This window comes from Candidatus Accumulibacter sp. ACC003, from assembly GCF_907163085.1.
GTDB lineage: Bacteria > Pseudomonadota > Gammaproteobacteria > Burkholderiales > Rhodocyclaceae > Accumulibacter.
Map to the genome: position 1 here is coordinate 252,899 of NZ_CAJQTX010000004.1, position 22,843 is coordinate 275,741.

Below are 22,843 nucleotides of genomic sequence, written 5' to 3' on the forward strand. Positions count from 1 at the left end.
GTCGAGCCCGCCACACCTCTGTAGGAGCCCGATTCATCGGGCGATAAACGCCCCAGTCCCCCAAAGCAATCCAACCCCCCAACAAACCAGCCGATAACCCCCCATGCCCCACACCAATAAAATCGCCCTGATCACCGGCGTCACCGGCCAGGATGGTGCCTATCTCGCCGAATTTCTGCGCAACAAGGGTTGTCAGGTCCACGGCATCAAGCGTCGCTCGTCCTTGTTCAACACCGACCGCATTGACCACCTTTACCAGGATCCACGTGAGTTTTCGCACCGCTTTTCGGACAATCGCATGCCCACCAAGCTCTACGGCCCCGACACCGCTACGATCTGCAGCGCAGCCACGCCATTCCGGCAATGATCCGCAAACTCCACTTGGCAAAATTGGCCGCCGTACGCAACTGGCTAGCCATAGAAGAAGACGAACAACCTCACGGCTCGATGCCCGAAGACCTGAGGCGCCTCCTCTAAAATACATGAGTGCATGAACTGACACCGCTGATGTGACATGCGGATTACCTGCGCCGCTGATCAAGCGCCATTCATAAACACCCCGCGCCGTCATTGCGAGCGCAGCGAACAAACCAGAAATTGCCACGTCAGCCAACGAAGTCAGCCCATGACAAACCACCCGCACGACACCGGCTACAAACTTCTGTTCTCGCACCACCGCGTAGTGGAAGACCTGTTGCGCGGGTTCGTCGGTGAAGATTGGGTAGAAGGACTCGACTACAGCACTCTTGAAAAAGTCAGCGGCAGCTATATCAGCGACGACCTGCGCGACCGAGAAGACGACGTTATCTGGCGCATCCGTCACCACACCGAATGGATCTACATCTACCTACTGCTCGAATTCCAGAGCACGGTAGACCCCTGGATGGCCCTGCGCATCATGGTCTATACCGGCCTGCTCTACCAAGACCTGATCAAGAGCGGAGAAGTCAAACCCGGCCAAAAGCTTCCTTCCGTCTTCCCGCTCGTGCTCTACAACGGCCGCCAACACTGGACTGCCGCACGCGACGTCAGCGAACTTATTGAAAACCCGCCGGGCAGCCTCAAACGCTACCATCCCACCCAACGCTACTTCCTGATTGAAGAGGGCACCCTGGAAGAAACGGCGTTGGCCGACACCGACAACACCGTAACCAGCATCATCCGGCTGGAAACCAGCGCACTACCCGAAGATGTGCGGCGAGCGGTATCCTCACTACAGGCACGGTTGCGCCACCCAGAATACGCCAGCCTCAGACGCGCATTCGTGGTCTGGATCAACCGCATCGTACTCAGGCGGCTGATGCCAAGCCAAGAAATCCCGGAAGTCAACGAACTACAGGAGATAGACACCATGTTGGCGGAACGTGTAGAAGAATGGACAGAGCAATGGAAACGAGACGGCCTACAACAAGGCCTACAACAAGGCCTACAACAAGGCCTACAACAAGGCCTACAACAAGGCCTACAACAAGGCCTACAACAAGGCAAGCTAGAAGGCGAATCAGCCGTTCTGCAACGCCAACTCGCCCGCCGTTTTGGCCCGTTATCGCCCGAAACCCATGCTCGCCTGACCCATGCCAGCCTCGCTCAACTTGAACAATGGGCCGACAACATCCTCGATGCCAACACGCTGGAAGACGTGTTCAAAGTCAGGAACTGAAGCGAAACCGTGGTCTGTCCGTTCGCAGTACTGGTGCCAAGCCAAGAAATCCCGGAAGTCAACGAACTACAGGAGATAGACACCATGTTGGCGGAACGTGTAGAAGAATGGACAGAGCAATGGAAACGAGACGGCCTACAACAAGGCCTACAACAAGGCCTACAACAAGGCCTACAACAAGGCAAGCTAGAAGGCGAATCAGCAGCCCTGACGCATGACCTCCCCGAATCGACAGCACTTGCCGGTTACGCCCACTTTCGCCGCCGAGGCGGCCAGATGGGGGTTGGCTAGCGGCAAGGGAGCGCTTGCGGCGCGGGGGTTTGGTGTTCAGTCAGTGGGACAGGAGAGGTCGAGGGAGCTCCGTTACGATCGCCAGGCGAGCCTTTCCCGGCGCGGGGTGCGCCGCGCTTGGGAAGATGTGTTGGGCAGGCCTGGGCAAGGTTATTCGAGTTGCAGCAGGAACGGTTCGGCGAGAAGCAGACGCAGGCGTGCTGGGTCAAGCCAGGGCGCAGCACAGGAATTACGGATGAAGGCGATGGCGCCGCGCACACCGAGTTCTTGATACAGGTTGCGTAACTGCCGGGTGAAACGTGCCAGGGTATTGAACACATGCGCCAGGCGCATGAGGAGGTGATAGCCTTTCATGGCATTCCAGTCGAGGGCAAAGGCATGCTCGTAGTGGTAGCCCTGATGTTTTTCGACGAGGAAGCCCGCTTCGATGCCCCAACGGTGGCGGGCACCGAGGTTGCAGCGCTCATGGACATTGTCTTGTCTGAGCGGTTGGCTGGAGAGCCAGGCGTGGCGCGATGTTTCGGTGACGGTCCTGGCCTGTTCATCGATCTTTTCCCAGCTTTCCTCACAGACCACCAGGTTCAGCTTGAGACGCTGACGCCCGTTGGCCGCGAAGGCGTAGTCGATGTCGTTGACCCAGCTGAAGTGTTGTCGGCGCCTTCCCCAAGCGCGCTGCACGGCTTGTGGCTTCAGGGCGTGGAGTGCGCGGAACTCCTGCCAGACCGTGGACAAATCCTTGTCCTTAAGCACGATCATGAACTGCCAGTGGGCGCGCAAGCAGCGCTGCATCACCGGCCCGTTGGCGTAAAGGCCGTCGAGCAGGAGCAGGATCGGCAGGCGGGGGAACAGCGTCTTGAGCCGGTCGCTCAAGCGCACAAAGCCGCGCAGCTCGCAGTCCTGCTTTTGCGCTTCGGTATCGCCCAGCGCGTGTTCGAGGAACTCGCTGAGCAGTGGGACGACCAGGCCGTTGTGGAAAGCCAGGCTGGCCTCGAGGACGTAGACGAAGTACTGGGTGTGGCGGGTTTCCTCCTTGCCGACGGTGCGCTGGAGGAGTTCCTCCGCCCAGAGGGTGTCGCCGGCGACCTTCTGCGAGCCGTCGATGGCGATGGGGTAGCAGTGGTTGATCAGATAGCGGCGGAAGCTCTTGCCGCGGATCAGCCGCTTCACCAGATCGACGTGGGCCTGCTCAAGGTGGTCAAGGTCGATGTCGCGCAGCAGCCGAAACAGGGTGTCGGCGTGTGGTAGGGTCTCGATCTCCGGGAACAGCAGGTGGAGGTTGGCCATGAACTGGGGACGGGATATTTCGCGGTTGGTCTCGCGCCGAGAGGAGAACTGAAAGACGAACATCAGCAGACCGTAAAGCAGCAGCGCGGTCAGCTTGTGGCGGCGCTTCCTGGGGTCTCTCGGGTCGGGAATTTGTTCCAGTTGCTCGAGCAAGGCGGGTAGCTCTTTGCGCAGGAGACGCGTCTTTTTGCTCACGGCGTCCTCGCGGGCCTCCCTTTCCTCGCCGACGGTCGCGAAGGCTGAGCATCGGTTGGGCAGAGAAGTGGGGGAGTGGAGGACTTGTCCACTCGCGCGCCGTTTCGCGTTCAGTGCCTTTTCCTGCCGTTTCTTCTCTGAGCGCAGCTCCTTGAGGGCAGCGCGTGTCGGGCGACGGCAGGGTTTGCTCATGGCCGGGAGCTCCCAGGGGCGGCACACAGCCGGTCGCGACAATCGGCGCTCAGCGGTTTGAGCCACACCTGGCGGGGCGTGCTGCGATACGACTGGCCGGGGCGGGCCAGCCCGCGCCCGCTGGTTGCCCCGAGCAACTGCCAACCGGCCGCGCGGTAACAGGTGCCGGTATAGTGACGAGGATCGACGAAAGTCTCCAGCAACAGGGGCTCGAAGCCCCAGTGATCGAGCCAGTCCGCGCGTGCGCGGCGCGCGAGTTGTCCGAGCACATGACTGGCCAGATGCGGCACCCGGACGTGGGGAAAGATCAGGAAGCGGCTGTTGTTCACCACCCGCGCCAGGTTCTCGCGGCGGGCCTGGGCCGTCCAGCCGATCCAGCGGTCGCGCACGGCGACCGCGCGGGCAGCGCCGGCCAGCAGGACGCTGCCGAGCCGCCGGTCGCCCGCCGTGATGAAGTAGCGCAGGCGGTAGCCGAAGGCCCCCTGGAAACCCAGTGGGTGCCAGCGCGCCACCAGCGCATCCCACTGCGCCACCAACGCCGCGTCGCGAACGACTTCCAGGCAGACCGGTGCGAGTGCCGACAGGGCGCAGTGCACGGGAAGCTCCCCGGTGACCGTATCTACGGGTGCCGCGGGCGGCGCGCAACGGCGTGCTGACGACGGCCTTATCGCCGGCAGTGTCAGCAGCCCGGCCGCCTGCAAACGCTCCAGAAACTCCAGGCAGGCGCTGATCTTCGCCGTCCCTGTCAGAGTGGTCCACCCCAGGTGCTCGCAGACCGTCGCCGCCAACTCCTTGCGCGCCAATCCCGGCAGCCACGCCACCGTCCCGCACACCTCGGCGATCTCCGCGGCGCTGAATACGCGACCGCAGTGCACCCACTCCCCTTCGCTCGTTGCAACCACCACGATACCTCCGGCTGAAACGTGGACCAATGACCCTCCACCTATCCTGCCAGAAGTCCCCCCGGCTGTCTAGCTCCCTTGTGCGAAACCTTTTTTGCCTGCCCACCGCAACGCCTTGCCAGTACTGGGCTGGCGCAGTCATGCTTCAGCGCTGGCGAATCAGCCGTTCTGCAACGCCAACTCGCCCGCCGTTTTGGCCCGTTATCGTCCGAAACCTATGCTCGCCTGACCCATGCCAGCCTCACGGTAAATTTGTTCTCGTGCCGGGATCAAGGTGATACGTGGCCTGTAGAATTTTTGGTCATGCGCAGGTAGTCGAAGACCAATCGGATGTTGCGGTTGAGGTGGCGCATTTTTTCGGAAATGCTGGTTTTGCCGTCGGAGAAGTGGTGCAGGATTCCGACGGCAAAGCGGCGCAGGCGTGACATGTTCTCGGGTCCGTAACCAGTCCGAATACGGCTACGGTCCTCGTCGTAGTTCCAGTCGATGACGTAGTGACAGCGGTTCTCTATCGACCAATGGCCGCGATTGATGGCGAGGATTTGCTGTGGGCTGGCCTGTTCTGGAGGGCGACTGGTGATCCCGAGAGCGATTTCGTGCGTCCGCTTGCCGCTCTTCTTGTGCAGCACTTCGCGCTCGATCAAGAACACCTGGCCGACATACGGGAAGTCGAGATAGGCGTTGAGGGCATTGCTGCACCAAATACGCCGAGTCTCGATCCGACCATGGTCAGGTGGCGAAACCGCCACGAAGTCTGCCCCCTTCCGATCCTGGAAGAGGAGCGCGATATCGGCTTGCAGTGTTGGCTGATTGCCTTTGACCGTGAAGTGATAGTGCGCCTTGCGCTCCACCAGGTAGGTCGCCAGCTTGCGCTGTGTCAGTAGCGCGTCGGCGGTGATGTCCTTGCCCTGAATATCGATCGCATCGAGCAGGGGTATGAACATCCCGATTTCATTGGTCTGCTTGAGCTCGTCCCCGCCATTTACGGGCAAGGTGCCGACTTTTTTTGGGTGTGACACACGCCGGTCTGATGCCCGACCACGCTCATGATGTGTGCTTGCTGACCGTGCTCGTCATGGGCATTGCGCATGGTCTTGCCGTCGACCGCCAGACTGGGGTCGTCTTGAGCATAGGCCTTGTTCCACTGCTGACACGCTTGATCGAGCGCCATGGGATCGACACGGATCAGGACGTCACGAATGATGAACTCGCTGGGTACGCGGTAAACGCCCTTCTCGCGACGACAGCGGAAACGCTCGCGTGCTTTCGGTGTGAGGTCTTTGGCCCACCCGGCGATGGCTTTGTAGCCCCGCATTCCGCACAAGACCGCCGCCGTGGCGATGGCCAGAACGGCAGGAAGGGGGTGACGCCTTCCTTGCGCGCGCCGCGGGTCGGCGATGCCGGCAAAGAAATCGGGAAGCGTGCGCATCTGTTCGGCGGTGAGCATCATCCTGGGCGCTCCTGTGCGATAGCGGGGGTTGAGTATCGAGCGGGAAAGTTGGCCGCGAGCGTCCGCCTGCAAGGGGCGAACAAAGACAACTTTGGGCGACGTCGGGTGGGCGCTGTAGCCTTCTCGGGTGCGGCGAAAGCCTTGCGTCAGCCCCAGAGGCGTCCAGTTCGCGGCGCGATAGACGGTCCCCTGGAAGCGCGAGGGGTCCACAAAGGTCTCCAGCAGTAACAGCGGCTTCCCGAAATGCGCCTGCCAATCCTCGGCGACCCGTCGCTCGCACAGCGAGAGCACCTTGGAGCCGAGATTGGGGTAATGCCAATCGGGAAGGATCAGAAAGCGACTGTTGTTGGCGACCAGGCCCAAGCGATCGTACTGATGCCGATAGTCCCAGCCGATCCAGCGGTCACGAACGCCGCATTTCCAGGCCGCCGCAGAGAAACTCAGCAGGGCCGTCCACTTTTCGCCGTAGGTGGCCACGTACCAAAGCGTGTGCCCGATCTTCGCCAGGTCGCCCAGGTAGTGATGCTCTGCCATCAACTCCCGATAGCGAGCCTCTTCGCTCTTGCCCACCAAGCGAACACGCAATGCACCAAGAACGCTTTCCATGCGCCATTTATACGGACTTCCGGCGCAGATGTCCAGGGGGAAGAACTAACTGCTTGATTGCCCGTGCGTTGCCTGAGAGGACAAATCCACCCTGATGCCAGCCTCGCTCAACTTGAACAATGGGCCGACAACATCCTCGATGCAAACACGCTGGAAGACGTGTTCAAAGTCAGGAACTGAAGCGAAACCGTGGTCTGTCCGTTCGCCGTAAAGCAGTAAGTCTAGCGGGTTGAAGTCCCGTCCGGGGAGTTGTCCGTACGCCCCGGTAGCATGAGGAAGCGGCGCTGTGGTAACACGGGGTCGTGAGTTTCCCAACAGCAAGAGAGCAGACCGTAACGCAAGTGAACCTATGTGTAGCCTCGTAAAACGAATTGGGAAAGCCGCCCCTGTGGGCAGAAAGGGAAGGCCGTTGGATCGGCGCTGGAACAACGGAAGTGGCGTCAATCGACTCACGGGGCAGCACGGTCGGCATGTTCTCGAAGATTTACTGCCCAGTGCTGGAGACCCGTCTCCGGGGGTAGGGAGGCCGCCGACGGCTGCGCGCAACGACCCAAACGCGACATTTCGCACGCATCTGCGTGAATGGCAGCTGATTGAGGCAAACCGACCATCATTTGGGGAGTGTTGAATACGTGAATGCAAGACCTGACACCTTTTGTTGCGTAACCGTTCACACCCCCTTAACAAACGCCGCCAACGCCATGCTTTTGCGGCATAATTCGTGACCATGACGACCACACGATAGCCACGCCGAGATGCGCCTGAGCAAGCATGATCTCTTCCAGATGGACGACGAGTGGCTGAAGAAGCTGCCGGCGGAGCTGTTGCTGGAAGTGTCGAAGCGACTGCTGCACGACGTCAAGGAGTTACAGGATCGGCTGAATCAAAACCCGGCCAACAGCTCGCGGCCGCCGAGTACAAAGGCACCGTGGGAGAAGGGGCGCGAGCCAGCCGGGGAGAACGAAGCGCCAGTCAAGCCAGGTGCTACAGAAACGGCAGAGAGTTCGGCGCCAGCGCCAGAGACTACGCCGCCGGCGCCAGAGACGTCGCCGCCGGTGACCGAACGTCCATCGCCCCGAAAAGGCACGGGGAAACCCCCGGGCAGGCAAGCGGGCAGTCCGGGCCATGGTCGCACGCAGAAACTGGTGGTTACTGACAATTGCATGCACCGACCCGAGACCTGCGCGGTTTGTGGTGGAGCGTTGGCGGAGGAGGCCGAGTCGCAGGCTTACACGGCCTGGGACGAGATCGACATCGCGCCGCCCGTCGAGGGCGCCATCGGACTGATGTTCAACGTGACGCGTCACACGCTGCTTGAAGTACGCTGCGCTTGCGGCCACGTCAGCCGTGCGAAGCCCTGGCGGGCGCCGAACGACGCCCAGTGGGGGAAGGTTGAGCTGGGCGAATGGCGCTTGGTGGGTCCTCGTCTGGCCGGTGTCATCGTTCTGCTCGCGCTGCGAATGCGCCTGTCGCGAGCGCGTATTCGCGAGCTCCTGCAGGACGTCTTCGACCTGACGCTGAGCACCGGCGTGATCGATGAGACGATCCGGGAAGCCGGCCGTGCCAGCTTCCCGCTGGAGGACGCCCTGGTGGCCGATATCGTGCAGGTGGCGCAATTGCACGTCGATGAAACGTCGTGGCCGGAAGCCGGCGTGCTGCTGTGGTTGTGGGCGCTGGTCAGTACCTCTACGGCGCTGTACCTCATCGGCCCACGCACCCGGGAGATGCTCGATAACGCCCTGCAAGACGGCTATACCGGCATCCTCATCAGCGATGGGTACGTGGTCTACCGGACCTGGGAAAACTGCCTGCGCTGCTGGCCGCACCTGCTGCGCAAGTTGCGGGGGCTGGCCGAATCGAGTGATGGCCGGGTGTCCCGGGTTGGGCAGGAGATGGAAGGTATCCTGACAGCGCTGATGGACGCCATCTACGCGGCGCGGATCGAGCCGTCGCCGCAAGCCCTGCCCGAGCGCTACGCCGCCGAGGTCAAACGATTCCGACACCTGTGCGAGGGGCATCAGACGGATGAACATCCGGCCCTGCGCCGTGTCGTGCGCGAATTCCTCTACGACTGGAAAGTCATCCTGCGTCCTCTCGCGGAGCCCCTGTTGCCGCTCTCCAACAACGCCGCCGAGCAGGCGCTGCGACACTGGGTCATTTCGCGCAACATCAGCCATGGCACCCGTTCCGAAGAAGGGTCCCGCGCCTCCGCCCTCTTGGCCAGTGTCATCGAGACCTGCTGCCGCCGCGGCACCTCCGCCTGGCAGTACCTCGGCACCGTCATCGCTGCCGCTCGCAAAGGCTTACAGCTTCCCGCTCTCCCCGCTATCCCGGCTGCGGCGTAGGGGAGTGAACGATTACTTTGTTGCGCGTTAGCTCTCTTCTACCAAAGCTGCCCAAATCACCATGCCTACCACGAACGACAACAAGGTAGCCCTCATCACCGGCATCACCGGCCAGGACGGCGCCTATCTCGCCGAGTTTCTGCTCAACAAAGGCTACGAGGTCCACGGCATCAAGCGCCGCTCGTCGCTCTTCAACACCGACCGCATCGACCATCTCTACCAGGATCCGCACGAAACCGACCGCAAGTTCATCCTGCACCACGGCGACCTCACCGATTCCAGCAGCCTGATCCGCATCATCCAGCAGGTGCAGCCCGACGAAATCTATAACCTCGCCGCGCAAAGTCACGTCGCCGTCAGCTTCGAAGAGCCCGAATACACCGCCAACGCCGACGGCGTCGGCGCCCTGCGCATCCTCGAAGCGATCCGCATCCTCGGCCTGGAAAAGAAAAGCCGCTTCTACCAGGCCAGCACCTCCGAACTCTACGGCCTGGTGCAGGAAACCCCGCAGAAGGAGAGCACCCCCTTCTACCCGCGCAGCCCCTACGCCGTCGCCAAGCTCTACGCCTACTGGATCACCATCAACTACCGTGAGGCCTACGGCATCTACGCCTGCAACGGCATCCTCTTCAATCACGAAAGCCCGGTGCGCGGCGAAACCTTCGTTACCCGCAAGATCACCCGCGCCATCGCCCGCATCGCCCTCGGGCTGCAGGATTGCCTCTACCTCGGCAACCTCAGCGCCCTGCGCGATTGGGGCCACGCCAAGGACTACGTTGAAATGCAGTGGCTGATGCTGCAGCAGGATCAGCCGGAGGACTTCGTCATCGCCACCGGTGTGCAATACAGCGTCCGCCAGTTCGTCGAATTCGCCGCTGCCGAACTCGGCATCACCATCCGCTTTGAAGGCGAGGGCGCGGAGGAGGTCGGCATCGTCGCCAAGGTGGAAGGGGACAAGGCCAAAGCCAAGCTTGGCGACGTCATCGTCAAGGTCGACCCGCGCTATTTCCGCCCCACCGAAGTCGAAACCCTGCTCGGCGACCCAACCAAAGCCCGCGAAAAACTCGGCTGGACGCCACAAACCAGCCTGCAGGAACTGGTCAAGGAAATGGTTCTCGCCGACTACAGCTCAGCCAGGCGCGACGCGCTGGTCAAACTGGCCGGCTTCAAGACCTTCGACCATCACGAATGAGCGGTTCAGATCATGCCTGAACCCAGAATCTACGTCGCCGGCCACCGCGGCATGGTCGGCTCAGCCATCGTGCGCCAACTCACCGGTGATCACCAGTGCAGCCCGGCAGGCGAAACCGAATCCACCGCACCGCAGATCATCACCCGCGCGCACGCCGAACTCGACCTCACCAACCAGCAGGCCGTCAATGCCTTTTTTGCCGAAGAGCGGCCCGACCAGGTCTACCTGGCCGCCGCCAAGGTCGGCGGCATCCACGCCAACAACACCTATCCGGCCGAATTCATCTACCAGAACCTGATGATCGAAGCCAACATCATCCACGCCGCCCACACCTACGGCGTGCAGAAGCTGCTCTTCCTCGGCTCCAGTTGTATCTACCCCCGACTCGCCCCACAACCGATGCGCGAAGAGGTCTTGCTCACCGGCACCCTGGAACCCACCAACGAACACTACGCCATCGCCAAGATTGCCGGCATCAAGCTCTGCGAAAGCTACAACCGTCAATACGGGCGTGACTACCGCAGTGTCATGCCCACCAACCTCTATGGCCCGGGCGACAACTACGATCTACAGAACAGCCACGTGATCCCGGCGATGATTCGCAAGTTTCATCTCGCCAAGCTCGCCGCCGAACGCAACTGGTCGGCCATAGAGGAGGACGAAGCCAGGCACGGTGCCATCCCGGAAGACCTCAAGCGCCAACTCCGCGCGAGCTGTACCGGAAAGCTTGAACCCTGCCTCTCGCTCTGGGGCAGCGGCACCCCGCGGCGCGAATTCCTCTACGTCGACGACATGGCTGCGGCCAGCGTGCACATCATGAGCCTCGATCAGAAGACCTACGCCGCCCACACCCAGCCGATGCTCGCCCACATCAATGTCGGCAGCGGCGACGACCTCAGCATCCGCGAACTCGCCGAAACCGTGGGCAAAGTCATCGGTTACCAAGGCCGGATCGAATTCGACCGGAGCAAGCCGGACGGCGCACCGCGCAAGCTTATGGATAGCTCACGGCTCAACGAGCTTTGCTGGCGTTCCAAAGTGGGCCTGGATCAGGGGCTCGCCAGTGCCTATGCGGACTATCACAAGGTGATCCCGGCCCTGAGATCGCTCTCTGTCCGGGCATCCTCGTCGTGTTCTACAAGCAACTACCCGCCGTAGGTCTGCGCCCGGTAGAGTAGTCGTTCTGCACGGAACCGACGACAAGGCACAGCCATGGACAACCAGACCTCACCCAACGACGACTACGACACCCCGTGGAAAGACGCGATCACGCGCTATTTCCCGAGTTCATGGCCTTCTACTTCCCGTCGGCGCACGCAGAAATCGACTGGCAGCAAGCGCACGTCTTCCTCGACCAGGAACTCGCCCAGATCGTCCAGGATGCCGAACTCGGCAAGCGGCTGGTTGATCGTCTCGTCCAGGTCAGCACCCGCGAAGCGGGCGAGCAATGGGTCTACATCCACGTCGAAGTCCAGGGACAGCACGACGCCAATTTTCCCGAGCGCCTCTTCACCTACAACTACCGGCTCTACGATCGCTATCGCCGCCCGGTTGCGAGCCTCGCCGTGCTCGCGGACGAAGGCGAAAACTGGAAACCGACCCACTTCGGCTACCAACTATTTGGCTGCGAAGTCGGCATCCGCTTCCCGACCGTCAAGATTCTCGATTACGCTGACCAGGCCGAAGCCCTCCTGGCGGACCCCAACCCCTTCGCCCTGGTTACCGCGGCGCACCTGTTCACCCGCGAGACAAAGGGTGACCCCGAGCAACGCTATAGGGCAAAATGGCGGCTGGCCAAGCTCCTCTACGAACGCAACTGGGACAAGCAGCGCATCATTGACCTGTTCAGCGTCATCGACTGGCTGATGCGTTTGCCGACAGAACTCGAGAAGCGGCTGATGGACGAAGTCTACACACTGGAAAGGAACGTCACCATGCCCTACGTTACCTCTGCCGAACGCTTTGGCATCGAAAAAGGATTGCAGCAAGGATTGCAGCAAGGACTGCAACAAGGATTGCAGCAAGGAGAGCAACAAGGCATGCAAAAAGGGGAAGCCACCCTCCTGCAGAGCCAACTCGCCCGTCGCTTCGGTACCCTTTCTGATGCCGTCCGCGCCCGACTGGCCAACGCCACAGTTGAGCAGCTCGAAAGCTGGGCGCTCAACATCCTTGACGCCAAATCGCTGGACGAAGTTTTCGATCAGGGTTGAAGGCAGAAACCGAACGCCATGCGACTGACCTCCGAGCAGATTGAATCGATCCACAAGCTCGCCGTGCAAGTGGCCGGCGAGGCGGTTCGCACACGCGTCTTTGGCTCCAGGCTCGATGACGCCGCACGCGGTGGCGACCTCGATCTCATGATCGAACTGAACGAGCCCGTCACCAACCCCGCGCTTCTGGCGGCCCAACTCTCCGCAAAAGTCTCGCGCACGCTGCACGGCCGCAAGGTCGACGTGCTGATCAGTGCCCCCAACCTCAGGCGTCTGCCCATCCATGAAGTCGCCTACCGGGAAGGTGTCTTGCTGTGATCCTGGACCACAAACTGGCCGAACGCATGCAGTTTCTGATCCGGGTCGTGCGCAAGGAATGCCGGCACCTCCAGACGACAGACCAGCGGCTGTTTGCCGTGCAATTCACGTCAGACACCGCCGCGCAACTTGATTCAGACCCAGACCTGGCCGAGCGCGTCGATGCCTTCGCCAGCAGATATGCCCGCCTGCAGGACACCGTGGGAGACAAGCTCTTGCCGCTGTTCCTGCGTGCTCTCGGTGAAAATCCGGGTGCGGTGATAGACAACCTCGACCACGCCGAGCGCCTGGGCATCCTCGACTCGGCCGACGAATGGCTGGCCATGCGCAAGATCAGGAATCAGATGGTTCATGAGTACATTGAAGACCTCGACGTGCTCACCAGCGCTCTGCTGACGGGACACGCCTATGTTCCGGTGCTGATTGCCGCAGCCGACGCCATGCTTGCAGAAGCCGAGCAACGCGGCTGGGTCTGAACGCACAGACCCCCCTGTAGGAGCCCGATTCATCGGGCGATGACGACGCCCCGCGCTCTCGAAGCGCCCGAGATCACCAGCCGCCCATCGCCCGATAAATCGGGCTCCTACACGTTGGCAGGCGCGTTGACCTGTCGGCCGGCACGTTACCCAACGCCGACCACCGCCGCCGAACCCTGTCCAAACCACGCCAATGCTTCCCGGCCACGCACCATCAACCAAGCGCACGACTTGCGATAGATGTCACGGCATGGACCAACAGCTCCGCGCATGCTTACGCACAACTTGACAACAAAGTCAGAATCCAGCTTCAAGCAAGGCCCCGCCAGACAATCATGTCCGTAAGCATCTTCTTCCCGACAAGCTCCCCAGGCCAGGTCCAAATCCAAGGACTCCACCATGACCCCCACCAACAAAATCGCCTTGATAACCGGCATCACCGGCCAAGACGGCGCCTACCTCGCGGAGTTCCTGCTCAACAAAGGCTACGAAGTCCACGGCATCAAGCGCCGCTCGTCGCTCTTCAACACCGACCGCATCGATCACCTCTACCAGGATCCGCACGAAACCGACCGCAAGTTCATCCTGCACCATGGCGACCTCACCGATTCCAGCAGCCTGATCCGCATCATCCAGCAGGTGCAGCCCGACGAAATCTATAACCTCGCCGCGCAAAGCCACGTCGCCGTCAGCTTTGAAGAGCCCGAATACACCGCCAACGCCGACGGTGTCGGCGCCCTACGCATGATGCTCGAAGCCATCCGCATCCTCGGCCTGGAAAAGAAAAGCCGCTTCTACCAGGCCAGCACCTCCGAACTCTACGGCCTGGTGCAGGAAACGCCGCAGAAGGAAAGCACGCCGTTCTACCCGCGCAGCCCCTACGCCGTCGCCAAGCTCTACGCCTACTGGATCACCATCAACTACCGTGAGGCCTACGGCATCTACGCCTGCAACGGCATCCTCTTCAACCACGAAAGCCCGGTACGCGGCGAAACCTTCGTCACCCGCAAGATCACCCGTGCCATCGCCCGCATCGCCCTCGGCCTGCAGGACTTGCCTCTACCTCGGCAACATGAGCGCCCTGCGCGACTGGGGCCACGCGCGCGACTACGTCGAAATGCAATGGCTGATGCAGCAGCAGGACCATCCCGAAGACTTCGTCATCGCCACCGGCGTGCAATACAGCGTTCGCCAGTTCGTCGAATTCGCCGCTGCCGAACTCGGCATCAGCGTTCGTTTTGAAGGCGAGGGCGTGGACGAGGTCGGCATTGTGGCCAAGGTCGAGGGTGGCAAAGCCAAAGCCAAGGTCGGTGACGTGATCGTCAAGGTCGACCCGCGCTACTTCCGCCCCACCGAAGTGGAAACCCTGCTCGGCGACCCCAGCAAAGCCCGGGAAAAACTCGGCTGGACGCCACAAACCAGCCTGCAGGAACTCGTCAAGGAAATGGTTCTCGCCGACTACAGCTCGGCAAGGCGCGACGCGCTGGTCAAGCTGGCGGGCTTTACCACCTTCGACCACCACGAGTAAGCGCGATGAGCCAAGCGAAAATTTACGTGGCGGGCCACCGTGGCATGGTCGGCTCGGCCATCGTCCGCGTGCTCGCAAGCCAGGGGCAGAGCCACATCGTCACCCGCACTCACGCCGAACTCGACCTGACCGAGCAGGCTGCCGTACGTGCCTTCTTCCAGGCAGAAAAGCCGGAGCAGGTGTACCTCGCGGCGGCCCGGGTCGGCGGCATCCACGCCAACAACACCTACCCCGCCGAGTTCATCTACCAGAACCTGATGATCGAAGCCAGCGTCATCCACGAAGCCTGGCAGGCGGGCGTGCAGAAGCTCTTGTTCCTTGGCTCCAGCTGCATCTATCCAAGGCTTGCAGCGCAGCCCATGAGCGAAGATGCGCTGTTGACGGGCACCCTGGAACCGACCAACGAACCCTACGCGATTGCCAAAATCGCCGGCATCAAACTCTGTGAAAGCTATAACCGCCAGTACCGCACCGATTACCGCAGCGTCATGCCGACCAACCTCTACGGCCCGCGCGACAACTACGACCTGCAGAACAGCCACGTCATTCCGGCGATGATCCGCAAGTTTCACCTCGCCAAGCTCGCTGCCGAACACAACTGGCAAGCGATTGAGCGGGATGAAGCCAGGCACGGCCCCATCCCAAAAGACTTGAAACGCCAACTCCACGATACCTGTACCGGGGTTCTTGGACCTTCTCTCTGCCTCTGGGGAAGCGGCACCCCCAGGCGCGAGTTCCTCTACGTAGACGACATGGCCGCAGCCAGCGTGCACGTCATGAATCTTGATCGAGATAGCTACCTCGCCCACACCGAACTCACGCTCTCGCACATTAACATTGGTGCCGGCGACGACCTCTCGATCGCGGAACTGGCTCAAGTTGTGGCCAAACTCATCGGTTACGGCGGCCGCATCGATTTTGATTCCGGAAAACCCGACGGAGCACCGCGGAAGCTAATGAACTGCTCGCGTTTGCATGCTCTGGGATGCCGTGCCACCGTAGGGCTCAAAGAAGGGCTTGCCAAAGCGTACGCGGACTTCGTAGGGGGATGAGCGAAGCTTCCCCGCAACTGGCCGGCTAAGGCGGACAGGTGCGCGTACGTGACTCCCGGCTTGACGATGGCGCGCGCGATGACCCTTCGGGCGATAACAGCGACCGAGCCCCCGAAATCGTAAGCGATCACCCACACCCCGATCGCCCGATGAATCGGGCTCCTACATGGTGTGACAAGCGCTCTTGCCCCTTCCGGCGACATGCCTTATCATTTGCGTTCATATATTGAACAAGAAGAGATGACCCCGGCAGAAGAAGTTCACCTGCGTATCCTCCGGATCGTCGAGGAGGAGCCACAGATCAGCCAGCGGCAGCTCGCCGAGCGTCTCGGCGCCAGCCTGGGCAAGACCAACTACCTGCTCAAGGCACTGCTCGACAAAGGCTACATCAAGGCCGGCAACTTCCTTCGCGCCGAGGACAAACTGAAATACGCGTACCTCCTGACTCCCGATGGCATCGGTGCCAAGCTGAGCCTGACCCGCAACCACCTCGCCCGGAAAGAAAAGGAGTACGTCGCGATGAAAGAGGAAATCGAACGTGTGCGCGCCGAGCTGGGCGCGGATATCGATCGTCGATAAACCGCTGCACGCATCGACACTGATTTGACCAGGACCGTCAGCCTTGCCAAGCCAGCAAGGGGGCGGTAGCACGGACGAAAGACGACTCCGGCGACAAGCCGGAAAAAGTCGGCGCCAACGGGATGGCAGTCCCCAGCGACGTAGCCACACAAGTGCTGAATGAAAAGACATTCGGGCATGGCGGTAGCGTGCCTGGAGCGCCAACAGCCGCCCAGGCCGCGCGTCGGAAGCCTTGTGGGAGCCCGATTCATCGGGCGAAAACCAGATTCCGAAAGCGCTTGGCAGCCGTCGCCAGGCATTACCCGAACGCCGACGATACCCACCGTCACTCACGTCGAAGTCCAGAGCCAGCACCACGCCAACTTCCCTGCGCGCCTGTTCACCCGCCAGACAAAAGCTGACCCCGAGCAGCGCTATGCGGCAAAATGGCGCTTGGCCAAGCTGCTCTACGAACGGAAATGGCACAAACAGCGCATCACTGACCTGTTCAGCGTCATCGACCGGCTGATGCGCCTGCCGCCTGCCTACCGAACTCGAGAAGCGGCGGATACAAGAAGTGCACACACTGGAAAGGAACGGCACCATGCAAGAAGCTCCCCGCGCCCGCCTGACCAGCGCCCAAATCGACCACCGCAAAACCTCCGAAATCAACGTGCTGGCCACCAGTTCTCTGGCCGATGTCCGCGCTCGACCTTGACTGCCGAAGCCGCCACGCATGCGCCTGACCACCCTGCAGATAGAAGCCATCCGCGATCTTTCCCGGCAAGTCGCCGGTGAGCAAGCGCGCGTGCGCGTATTTGGTTCCAGGCTGGACGACGGCGCGCGTGGAGGCGATCTCGACCTGATGATCGAATTGAATGAACCCGTTCCCGACCCCGCGCTTCTCGCGGCCCAGATCGTCGCCAAAGTCTCGCGCACGCTGCACGGCCGCAAGGTCGATGTGCTGATCAGCGCACCCAATCTGCGGCGCCTGCCGATTCACGACGTCGCCTACCAGGAAGGCGTCCTCATATGACCCTTGACGCCACTCTTGCCGAACGCTTGCGCTTCCTGATCCGAGTCGTCACACCGCTGCCCACGTCACCAGGGCCGCGCAGCCATCCCCCAGCCCCCGTCATTGCGAGGCGGCGTAGCCGATGCGGCAATCCAGAGGTTTGGCTTTTCGCGTGGTCAATGCGGCGGAAAAAAATAGTGAGAGGATGGAACTGCAATGCCACCTCGGCTGCGCCTCCTCGCAATGACGTGCGGGCTGCTACGGTAGCGCCGCATTCACCACTCACCATTCACCATTCACCATTCCCGACGAGACTTTCAGCAAGCCTGCCAGCGGCGCGAAACCCACGCGGTAGCCGGAATTCATAGCTTCCATACGGCTTGCAACACTACGCCAGCGCCAAGCGAACCCTGGCCCTGGCGGCAGCCATAAGGCAGCAGCATCCGCAAATCGACGTCACCGCGCCCCAAGCCGCCGAAGTTCGCCCCATCAATCGGGCTCCTACAGGGGATGGTTGCATGGTGCGCGTGCGGCACACACGAGTCATTCGGCATGGCGACAAAACACCCGGAACGTAGGCAGGGTCAAGGCTGCGGGCGAAGCCCGCACCCGAAAAGCCTGGCTTTCATTCTGCCGGAGTGGAGGGTAGCCTCGGCGCGATGCCGAAGGGTGAGTGACAAGAACATCACGAGCAACCATCAAAAAACGTGAACATCGCGCCATCAAATCGGGTGACCACACTTATTCACTCACGGTCGAAGTCTGCGATGTTGATTTTCAGCCACCGTACTCCCGTGCGCGCTATCGTGATTGTTCTGCGCGGAACAGGTGACAAGGCACAAGCATGGAAAATCAGACCTCAGCCAACGACGACTACGACACCCCGTGGAAAGACGCGATCACGCGCTACTTCCCCGAGTTCATGGCCTTCTACTTCCCGTCGGCGCACGCCGAGATCGACTGGCAGCAAGCGCACGTCTTCCTCGACCAGGAACTCGCCCAGATCGTCCAGGATGCCGAACTCGGCAAACGCCTGGTGGACCGTCTCGTGCAGGTGGCGACGCGGGACGGAGGCGAACAATGGGTCTACATCCACGTCGAAGTCCAGGGCCAGCGCGACGCCAATTTCCCCGAGCGCCTGTTCACCTACAACTACCGCCTCTATGATCGCTACCGCCGCCCGGTCGCCAGTCTCGCGGTGCTCGCGGACGAAGGCGAAGACTGGAAACCCACCCACTTCGGCTACCAGCTATTTGGCTGCGAAGTCGGCATCCGCTTCCCAACGGTCAAGATTCTTGACTACGCCGACCAGGCCGAAGCCCTCCTGGCTGATCCCAACCCATTCGCCCTGGTCACCGCGGCGCACCTGTTCACCCGCCAGACAAAAGCTGACCCCGAGCAACGCTATGCGGCAAAATGGCGGTTAGCGAAGCTACTCTACGAACGGAAGTGGGACAAACAGCGCATCATTGACCTGTTCAGCGTCATCGACTGGCTGATGCGCCTGCCGACCGAACTGGAAAAGCGGCTGATGCACGAGGTTTACACATTGGAAAGGAATGTCACCATGCCCTACGTAACCTCTGCCGAACGCTTCGGCATCGAAAAAGGATTGCTGCAAGGCCGGCAGGAAGGCCGACAAGAAGGTCGGCAGGAAGGTCGGCAGGAAGGTCGGCAGGAAGGTCGGCAGGAAGGGGAGGCTACCCTCTTGCAGAGCCTACTCGCCCGACGCTTCGGCACTTTGCCGGATGCCGTCCGCGCCCGATTGGCCGGCGCCACCGTTGAGCAGCTCGAAAGCTGGGCGCTCAAGATCCTTGACGCCAAATCGCTGGACGACGTCTTCGAGCGGAACTGAGCGGCGAATTCCTGCCACATTGCCGGGCTTAGCGCACGGGCGATGACAATGGCCCTGGCTATGGCGGTGACGTAGCGGGGTGATTTGCAGCTGGCGTCGCCACTACCAACGTCGTGGCGCTTCCCAGCCCCCTTCACCGTCATTGCGAGCGAAGCGCGGCAATCCAGGGGTTTGGCTTTTCGCGTCGTCAATAGGTCAAGGCGGTGGGAAACAGTGAGAGGATGGAACTGGATTGCCACGTCGGCTGCGCCTCCTCGCAATGACCGATGCCGTCGCCCTGGTCACCGCGGCGCACCTGTTCACCCGCCAGACAAAAGCTGACCCCGAGCAACGCTATGCGGCAAAATGGCGGTTAGCGAAGCTACTCTACGAACGGAAGTGGGACAAACAGCGCATCATTGACCTGTTCAGCGTCATCGACTGGCTGATGCGCCTGCCGACCGAACTGGAAAAGAGGCTGATGCACGAGGTTTACACATTGGAAAGGAATGTCACCATGCCCTACGTAACCTCTGCCGAACGCTTCGGCATCGAAAAAGGATTGCTGCAAGGCCGGCAGGAAGGCCGACAAGAAGGTCGGCAGGAAGGTCGGCAGGAAGGGGAGGCTACCCTCTTGCAGAGCCTACTCGCCCGACGCTTCGGCACTTTGCCGGATGCCGTCCGCGCCCGATTGGCCGGCGCCACCGTTGAGCAGCTCGAAAGCTGGGCGCTCAAGATCCTTGACGCCAAATCGCTGGACGACGTCTTCGAGCCGAACTGAGCGGCGAATTCCTGCCACATTGCCGGGCTTAGCGCACGGGCGATGACAATGGCCCTGGCTATGGCGGTGACGTAGCGGTGTGATTTGCAGCTGGCGTCGCCACTACCAACGTCGTGGCGCTTCCCAGCCCCCTTCACCGTCATTGTGAGCGAAGCGCGGCAATCCATGGCGTACGCCGTAGTCTCCGCCACAACGCCAGCACCGTCCCCGCTGGACTGCCACGTCGCTACGCTCCTCGCAGTGACGGAGGAAGTAACCGAAGCCGAGCCGGAGCCAGCCGCAGCGACTGCCCCGAAGCCGAAGCCCAAGCCCGTCATTGCGAGCAAAGCGAAGCAATCCATCGCGCACGCCGCGGCCTCCGCCACAACGCCAGCACCGCCCCGCTGGACTGCCACGTCGCTACGCTCCTCGCAGTGACGGAGGAAGTAACCGAAGCCGAGCCGGAGCCAGCCGCAGCGACTGCCCCGAAGCCGAAGCCCAAGCCCGTCATTGCGAGCAAAGCGAAGCAATTCATCGCGTACGCCGCGGTCGCCGCCGCAACGCCGGCACGGCCCCCGCTGGACTGCCACGTCGCTACGCTTCTCGCAGTGACGGAGGAAGTAACGGAAGCCGAGCCGGAGCCAGCCGCAACGACTGCCCCGAAGCTGAAGCCCAAGCCCGTCATTGCGAGCAAAGCGAAGCAATCCATGGGCTGCCCAGCGGTCCCGTCTGTTCCGCAGGTGTAGCCCGACGACATCGATAAGCCCTTCGCCGCGGTCCCCGCTGCAAGGCCAGCTCCGCCCCTGGACTGCCACGTCGCTACGCTCCTCGCAGTGACGGAGAAAGTCACGGAGGCGGAGCCGGCGACAGCCCCAGCGACTGCCCCGGAGCCGAATCCGAAGCCGTAACCCGTCATTGCGAGCAAAGCGAAGCAATCCATGACAGCCTGAACGCTGGACCGACGACATCCTCGATGCCGCCACCCTGGAAGAAGCCTGCAAAGACGGATCATTTGTTGGCCAATGCCCGATCCTGTTCTTCCTCACCGTAATGGGCCACCCGACCGTGTCGTTCCTCGCAGCAATACAGAACCCACTACCCCGATCAATCGCGCGATAAACCCTCCTCACCAATTTCTCCAGCCGTAACCCAAGAGCACCCGCCATGACCGCCACCAGCAAAATAGCCCTAATCACCGGCATCACCGGCCAGGACGGCGCCTACCTCGCCGAGTTCCTGCTCAACAAAGGCTACGAGGTCCACGGCATCAAGCGTCGCTCGTCCTTGTTCAACACCGACCGCATTGACCACCTTTACCAGGATCCACGTGAGTTTTCGCACCGCTTTTCGGACAATCGCATGCCCACCAAGCTCTACGGCCCCGACACCGCTACGATCTGCAGCGCAGCCACGCCATTCCGGCAATGATCCGCAAACTCCACTTGGCAAAATTGGCCGCCGTACGCAACTGGCTAGCCATAGAAGAAGACGAACAACCTCACGGCTCGATGCCCGAAGACCTGAGGCGCCTCCTCTAAAATACATGAGTGCATGAACTGACACCGCTGATGTGACATGCGGATTACCTGCGCCGCTGATCAAGCGCCATTCATAAACACCCCGCGCCGTCATTGCGAGCGCAGCGAACAAACCAGAAATTGCCACGTCAGCCAACGAAGTCAGCCCATGACAAACCACCCGCACGACACCGGCTACAAACTTCTGTTCTCGCACCACCGCGTAGTGGAAGACCTGTTGCGCGGGTTCGTCGGTGAAGATTGGGTAGAAGGACTCGACTACAGCACTCTTGAAAAAGTCAGCGGCAGCTATATCAGCGACGACCTGCGCGACCGAGAAGACGACGTTATCTGGCGCATCCGTCACCACACCGAATGGATCTACATCTACCTACTGCTCGAATTCCAGAGCACGGTAGACCCCTGGATGGCCCTGCGCATCATGGTCTATACCGGCCTGCTCTACCAAGACCTGATCAAGAGCGGAGAAGTCAAACCCGGCCAAAAGCTTCCTTCCGTCTTCCCGCTCGTGCTCTACAACGGCCGCCAACACTGGACTGCCGCACGCGACGTCAGCGAACTTATTGAAAACCCGCCGGGCAGCCTCAAACGCTACCATCCCACCCAACGCTACTTCCTGATTGAAGAGGGCACCCTGGAAGAAACGGCGTTGGCCGACACCGACAACACCGTAACCAGCATCATCCGGCTGGAAACCAGCGCACTACCCGAAGATGTGCGGCGAGCGGTATCCTCACTACAGGCACGGTTGCGCCACCCAGAATACGCCAGCCTCAGACGCGCATTCGTGGTCTGGATCAACCGCATCGTACTCAGGCGGCTGATGCCAAGCCAAGAAATCCCGGAAGTCAACGAACTACAGGAGATAGACACCATGTTGGCGGAACGTGTAGAAGAATGGACAGAGCAATGGAAACGAGACGGCCTACAACAAGGCCTACAACAAGGCCTACAACAAGGCCTACAACAAGGCCTACAACAAGGCCTACAACAAGGCAAGCTAGAAGGCGAATCAGCATCCCTGACTGCATGACCCTCTCCCTAATCGACAGCACTTGCCGGTTCTGGCCCGACTTTCGCCGCCGAGCGGCCCCAGAGGGGGGTTGCTACGTCAAGGATCTCTTGCGGCGGCGGGGGTTTTGGGTGTTCATTCCTGGGACAGGAGAGGTCTAAGTAGAGCGCTCCTTTAAGCGAATCGCCGGCGAGCCTTTCCGGCGGCGGGGTGCGCCCCCTGGGAAGATGTTTTTGGGCAGGCCTCGGGCCAGGTTATTCGGTTGCAGCAGGAACTTCGGCGTAAGCAGACGCAGGAGTGGCTGGTTCAAGCCATGGCGCAGCCAGGAACTTACGGTATGAGGCGATGGCGGCCGGCGCACATACTCGGTGGTCACGCGAGTTCTGATACGTTTGCGTACTGGCGGGTGTAAACGTGCCAGGGTA

The 22,843-nt window shown here is 61.2% G+C and carries 17 protein-coding genes and 3 pseudogenes; 16 read left to right on the plus strand and 4 right to left on the minus strand.

Features of this window, described 5'->3' with window-relative positions; all coding sequences use genetic code 11:
• Positions 1-103: 103 nt before the first annotated feature.
• Positions 104-271 (plus strand): annotated as a pseudogene (locus QZ656_RS08100) (GDP-mannose 4,6-dehydratase); the annotation flags it as partial.
• A gap of 354 nt (positions 272-625) precedes the next feature.
• Positions 626-1,660 carry an Rpn family recombination-promoting nuclease/putative transposase gene (locus QZ656_RS08105; protein ID WP_291992922.1) on the plus strand — a complete coding sequence of 345 codons (1,035 nt, stop codon included), beginning with the start codon at positions 626-628 and terminating at the stop codon, positions 1,658-1,660.
• A gap of 441 nt (positions 1,661-2,101) precedes the next feature.
• Here the strand turns inward: QZ656_RS08105 and QZ656_RS08110 are convergent, their stop codons facing one another.
• From QZ656_RS08110 to QZ656_RS08125, 4 genes are all read right to left on the minus strand, one after another.
• Entirely contained in the window at positions 2,102-3,622 is a 1,521-nt protein-coding gene (locus tag QZ656_RS08110; RefSeq protein ID WP_291991619.1) for a transposase family protein, read from the minus strand.
• Complete coding sequence (locus tag QZ656_RS08115; protein WP_291991618.1) at positions 3,619-4,527, minus strand: DUF4338 domain-containing protein; 909 nt, start codon at positions 4,525-4,527, stop codon at positions 3,619-3,621. Before QZ656_RS08115 ends, QZ656_RS08110 begins: the two co-directional genes overlap by 4 nt.
• Positions 4,528-4,793: 266 nt before the next feature.
• On the minus strand, positions 4,794-5,543 hold the full coding sequence (locus QZ656_RS08120; protein ID WP_291991589.1) for an ISAs1 family transposase: 750 nt from the start codon (positions 5,541-5,543) through the stop codon (positions 4,794-4,796).
• Positions 5,507-6,580 carry a Druantia anti-phage system protein DruA gene (locus QZ656_RS08125; protein ID WP_291991588.1) on the minus strand — a complete coding sequence of 358 codons (1,074 nt, stop codon included), beginning with the start codon at positions 6,578-6,580 and terminating at the stop codon, positions 5,507-5,509. Before QZ656_RS08125 ends, QZ656_RS08120 begins: the two co-directional genes overlap by 37 nt.
• 785 nt (positions 6,581-7,365) lie before the next feature.
• Between QZ656_RS08125 and QZ656_RS08130 the strand changes: the two genes are divergently transcribed.
• From QZ656_RS08130 to QZ656_RS08195, 14 genes and pseudogenes are all read left to right on the plus strand, one after another.
• Complete coding sequence (locus QZ656_RS08130) at positions 7,366-8,925, plus strand: IS66 family transposase (RefSeq protein WP_291993218.1); 1,560 nt, start codon at positions 7,366-7,368, stop codon at positions 8,923-8,925.
• A gap of 61 nt (positions 8,926-8,986) precedes the next feature.
• Positions 8,987-10,117: a GDP-mannose 4,6-dehydratase gene (gmd, locus tag QZ656_RS08135; protein ID WP_291992923.1), complete on the plus strand. Its 1,131-nt coding sequence runs from the start codon at positions 8,987-8,989 to the stop codon at positions 10,115-10,117.
• A gap of 12 nt (positions 10,118-10,129) precedes the next feature.
• Positions 10,130-11,275 (plus strand): GDP-L-fucose synthase, encoded by a 1,146-nt coding sequence (locus tag QZ656_RS08140; RefSeq protein WP_291992924.1) that lies wholly within the window; start codon positions 10,130-10,132, stop codon positions 11,273-11,275.
• Between the two features lie 95 nt (positions 11,276-11,370).
• The gene (locus QZ656_RS08145; RefSeq protein ID WP_366522127.1) at positions 11,371-12,327 is read left to right on the plus strand and encodes a DUF4351 domain-containing protein; all 957 of its coding nucleotides are present in this window, start codon (positions 11,371-11,373) and stop codon (positions 12,325-12,327) included.
• Between the two features lie 18 nt (positions 12,328-12,345).
• Entirely contained in the window at positions 12,346-12,645 is a 300-nt protein-coding gene (locus tag QZ656_RS08150; protein ID WP_291992925.1) for a nucleotidyltransferase domain-containing protein, read from the plus strand.
• A complete protein-coding gene (locus QZ656_RS08155; protein WP_291992926.1) occupies positions 12,642-13,121 on the plus strand; it encodes a hypothetical protein in 480 nt (159 codons plus the stop codon). The genes QZ656_RS08150 and QZ656_RS08155 overlap by 4 nt, the downstream gene beginning before the upstream one ends.
• Before the next feature lie 399 nt (positions 13,122-13,520).
• Positions 13,521-14,649: pseudogene (gmd, locus tag QZ656_RS08160) on the plus strand (GDP-mannose 4,6-dehydratase).
• Between the two features lie 5 nt (positions 14,650-14,654).
• A complete protein-coding gene (locus tag QZ656_RS08165; protein ID WP_291992927.1) occupies positions 14,655-15,701 on the plus strand; it encodes a GDP-L-fucose synthase in 1,047 nt (348 codons plus the stop codon).
• Positions 15,702-15,941: 240 nt separating this feature from the next.
• Positions 15,942-16,280 (plus strand): MarR family EPS-associated transcriptional regulator, encoded by a 339-nt coding sequence (locus QZ656_RS08170; protein ID WP_291992928.1) that lies wholly within the window; start codon positions 15,942-15,944, stop codon positions 16,278-16,280.
• A 715-nt stretch (positions 16,281-16,995) separates the two neighbouring features.
• Positions 16,996-17,295: a nucleotidyltransferase domain-containing protein gene (locus QZ656_RS08175; protein WP_291992929.1), complete on the plus strand. Its 300-nt coding sequence runs from the start codon at positions 16,996-16,998 to the stop codon at positions 17,293-17,295.
• Between the two features lie 823 nt (positions 17,296-18,118).
• Positions 18,119-19,129: a DUF4351 domain-containing protein gene (locus QZ656_RS08180; RefSeq protein WP_291992930.1), complete on the plus strand. Its 1,011-nt coding sequence runs from the start codon at positions 18,119-18,121 to the stop codon at positions 19,127-19,129.
• Positions 19,130-19,388: 259 nt separating this feature from the next.
• Positions 19,389-19,889 (plus strand): DUF4351 domain-containing protein, encoded by a 501-nt coding sequence (locus QZ656_RS08185; protein ID WP_291992931.1) that lies wholly within the window; start codon positions 19,389-19,391, stop codon positions 19,887-19,889.
• 1,143 nt (positions 19,890-21,032) lie between these two features.
• Positions 21,033-21,194: pseudogene (locus QZ656_RS08190) on the plus strand (GDP-mannose 4,6-dehydratase); the annotation flags it as partial.
• Positions 21,195-21,554: 360 nt separating this feature from the next.
• Positions 21,555-22,439 (plus strand): Rpn family recombination-promoting nuclease/putative transposase, encoded by an 885-nt coding sequence (locus tag QZ656_RS08195; RefSeq protein ID WP_291992932.1) that lies wholly within the window; start codon positions 21,555-21,557, stop codon positions 22,437-22,439.
• The last annotated feature ends 404 nt before the right edge of the window (positions 22,440-22,843 follow it).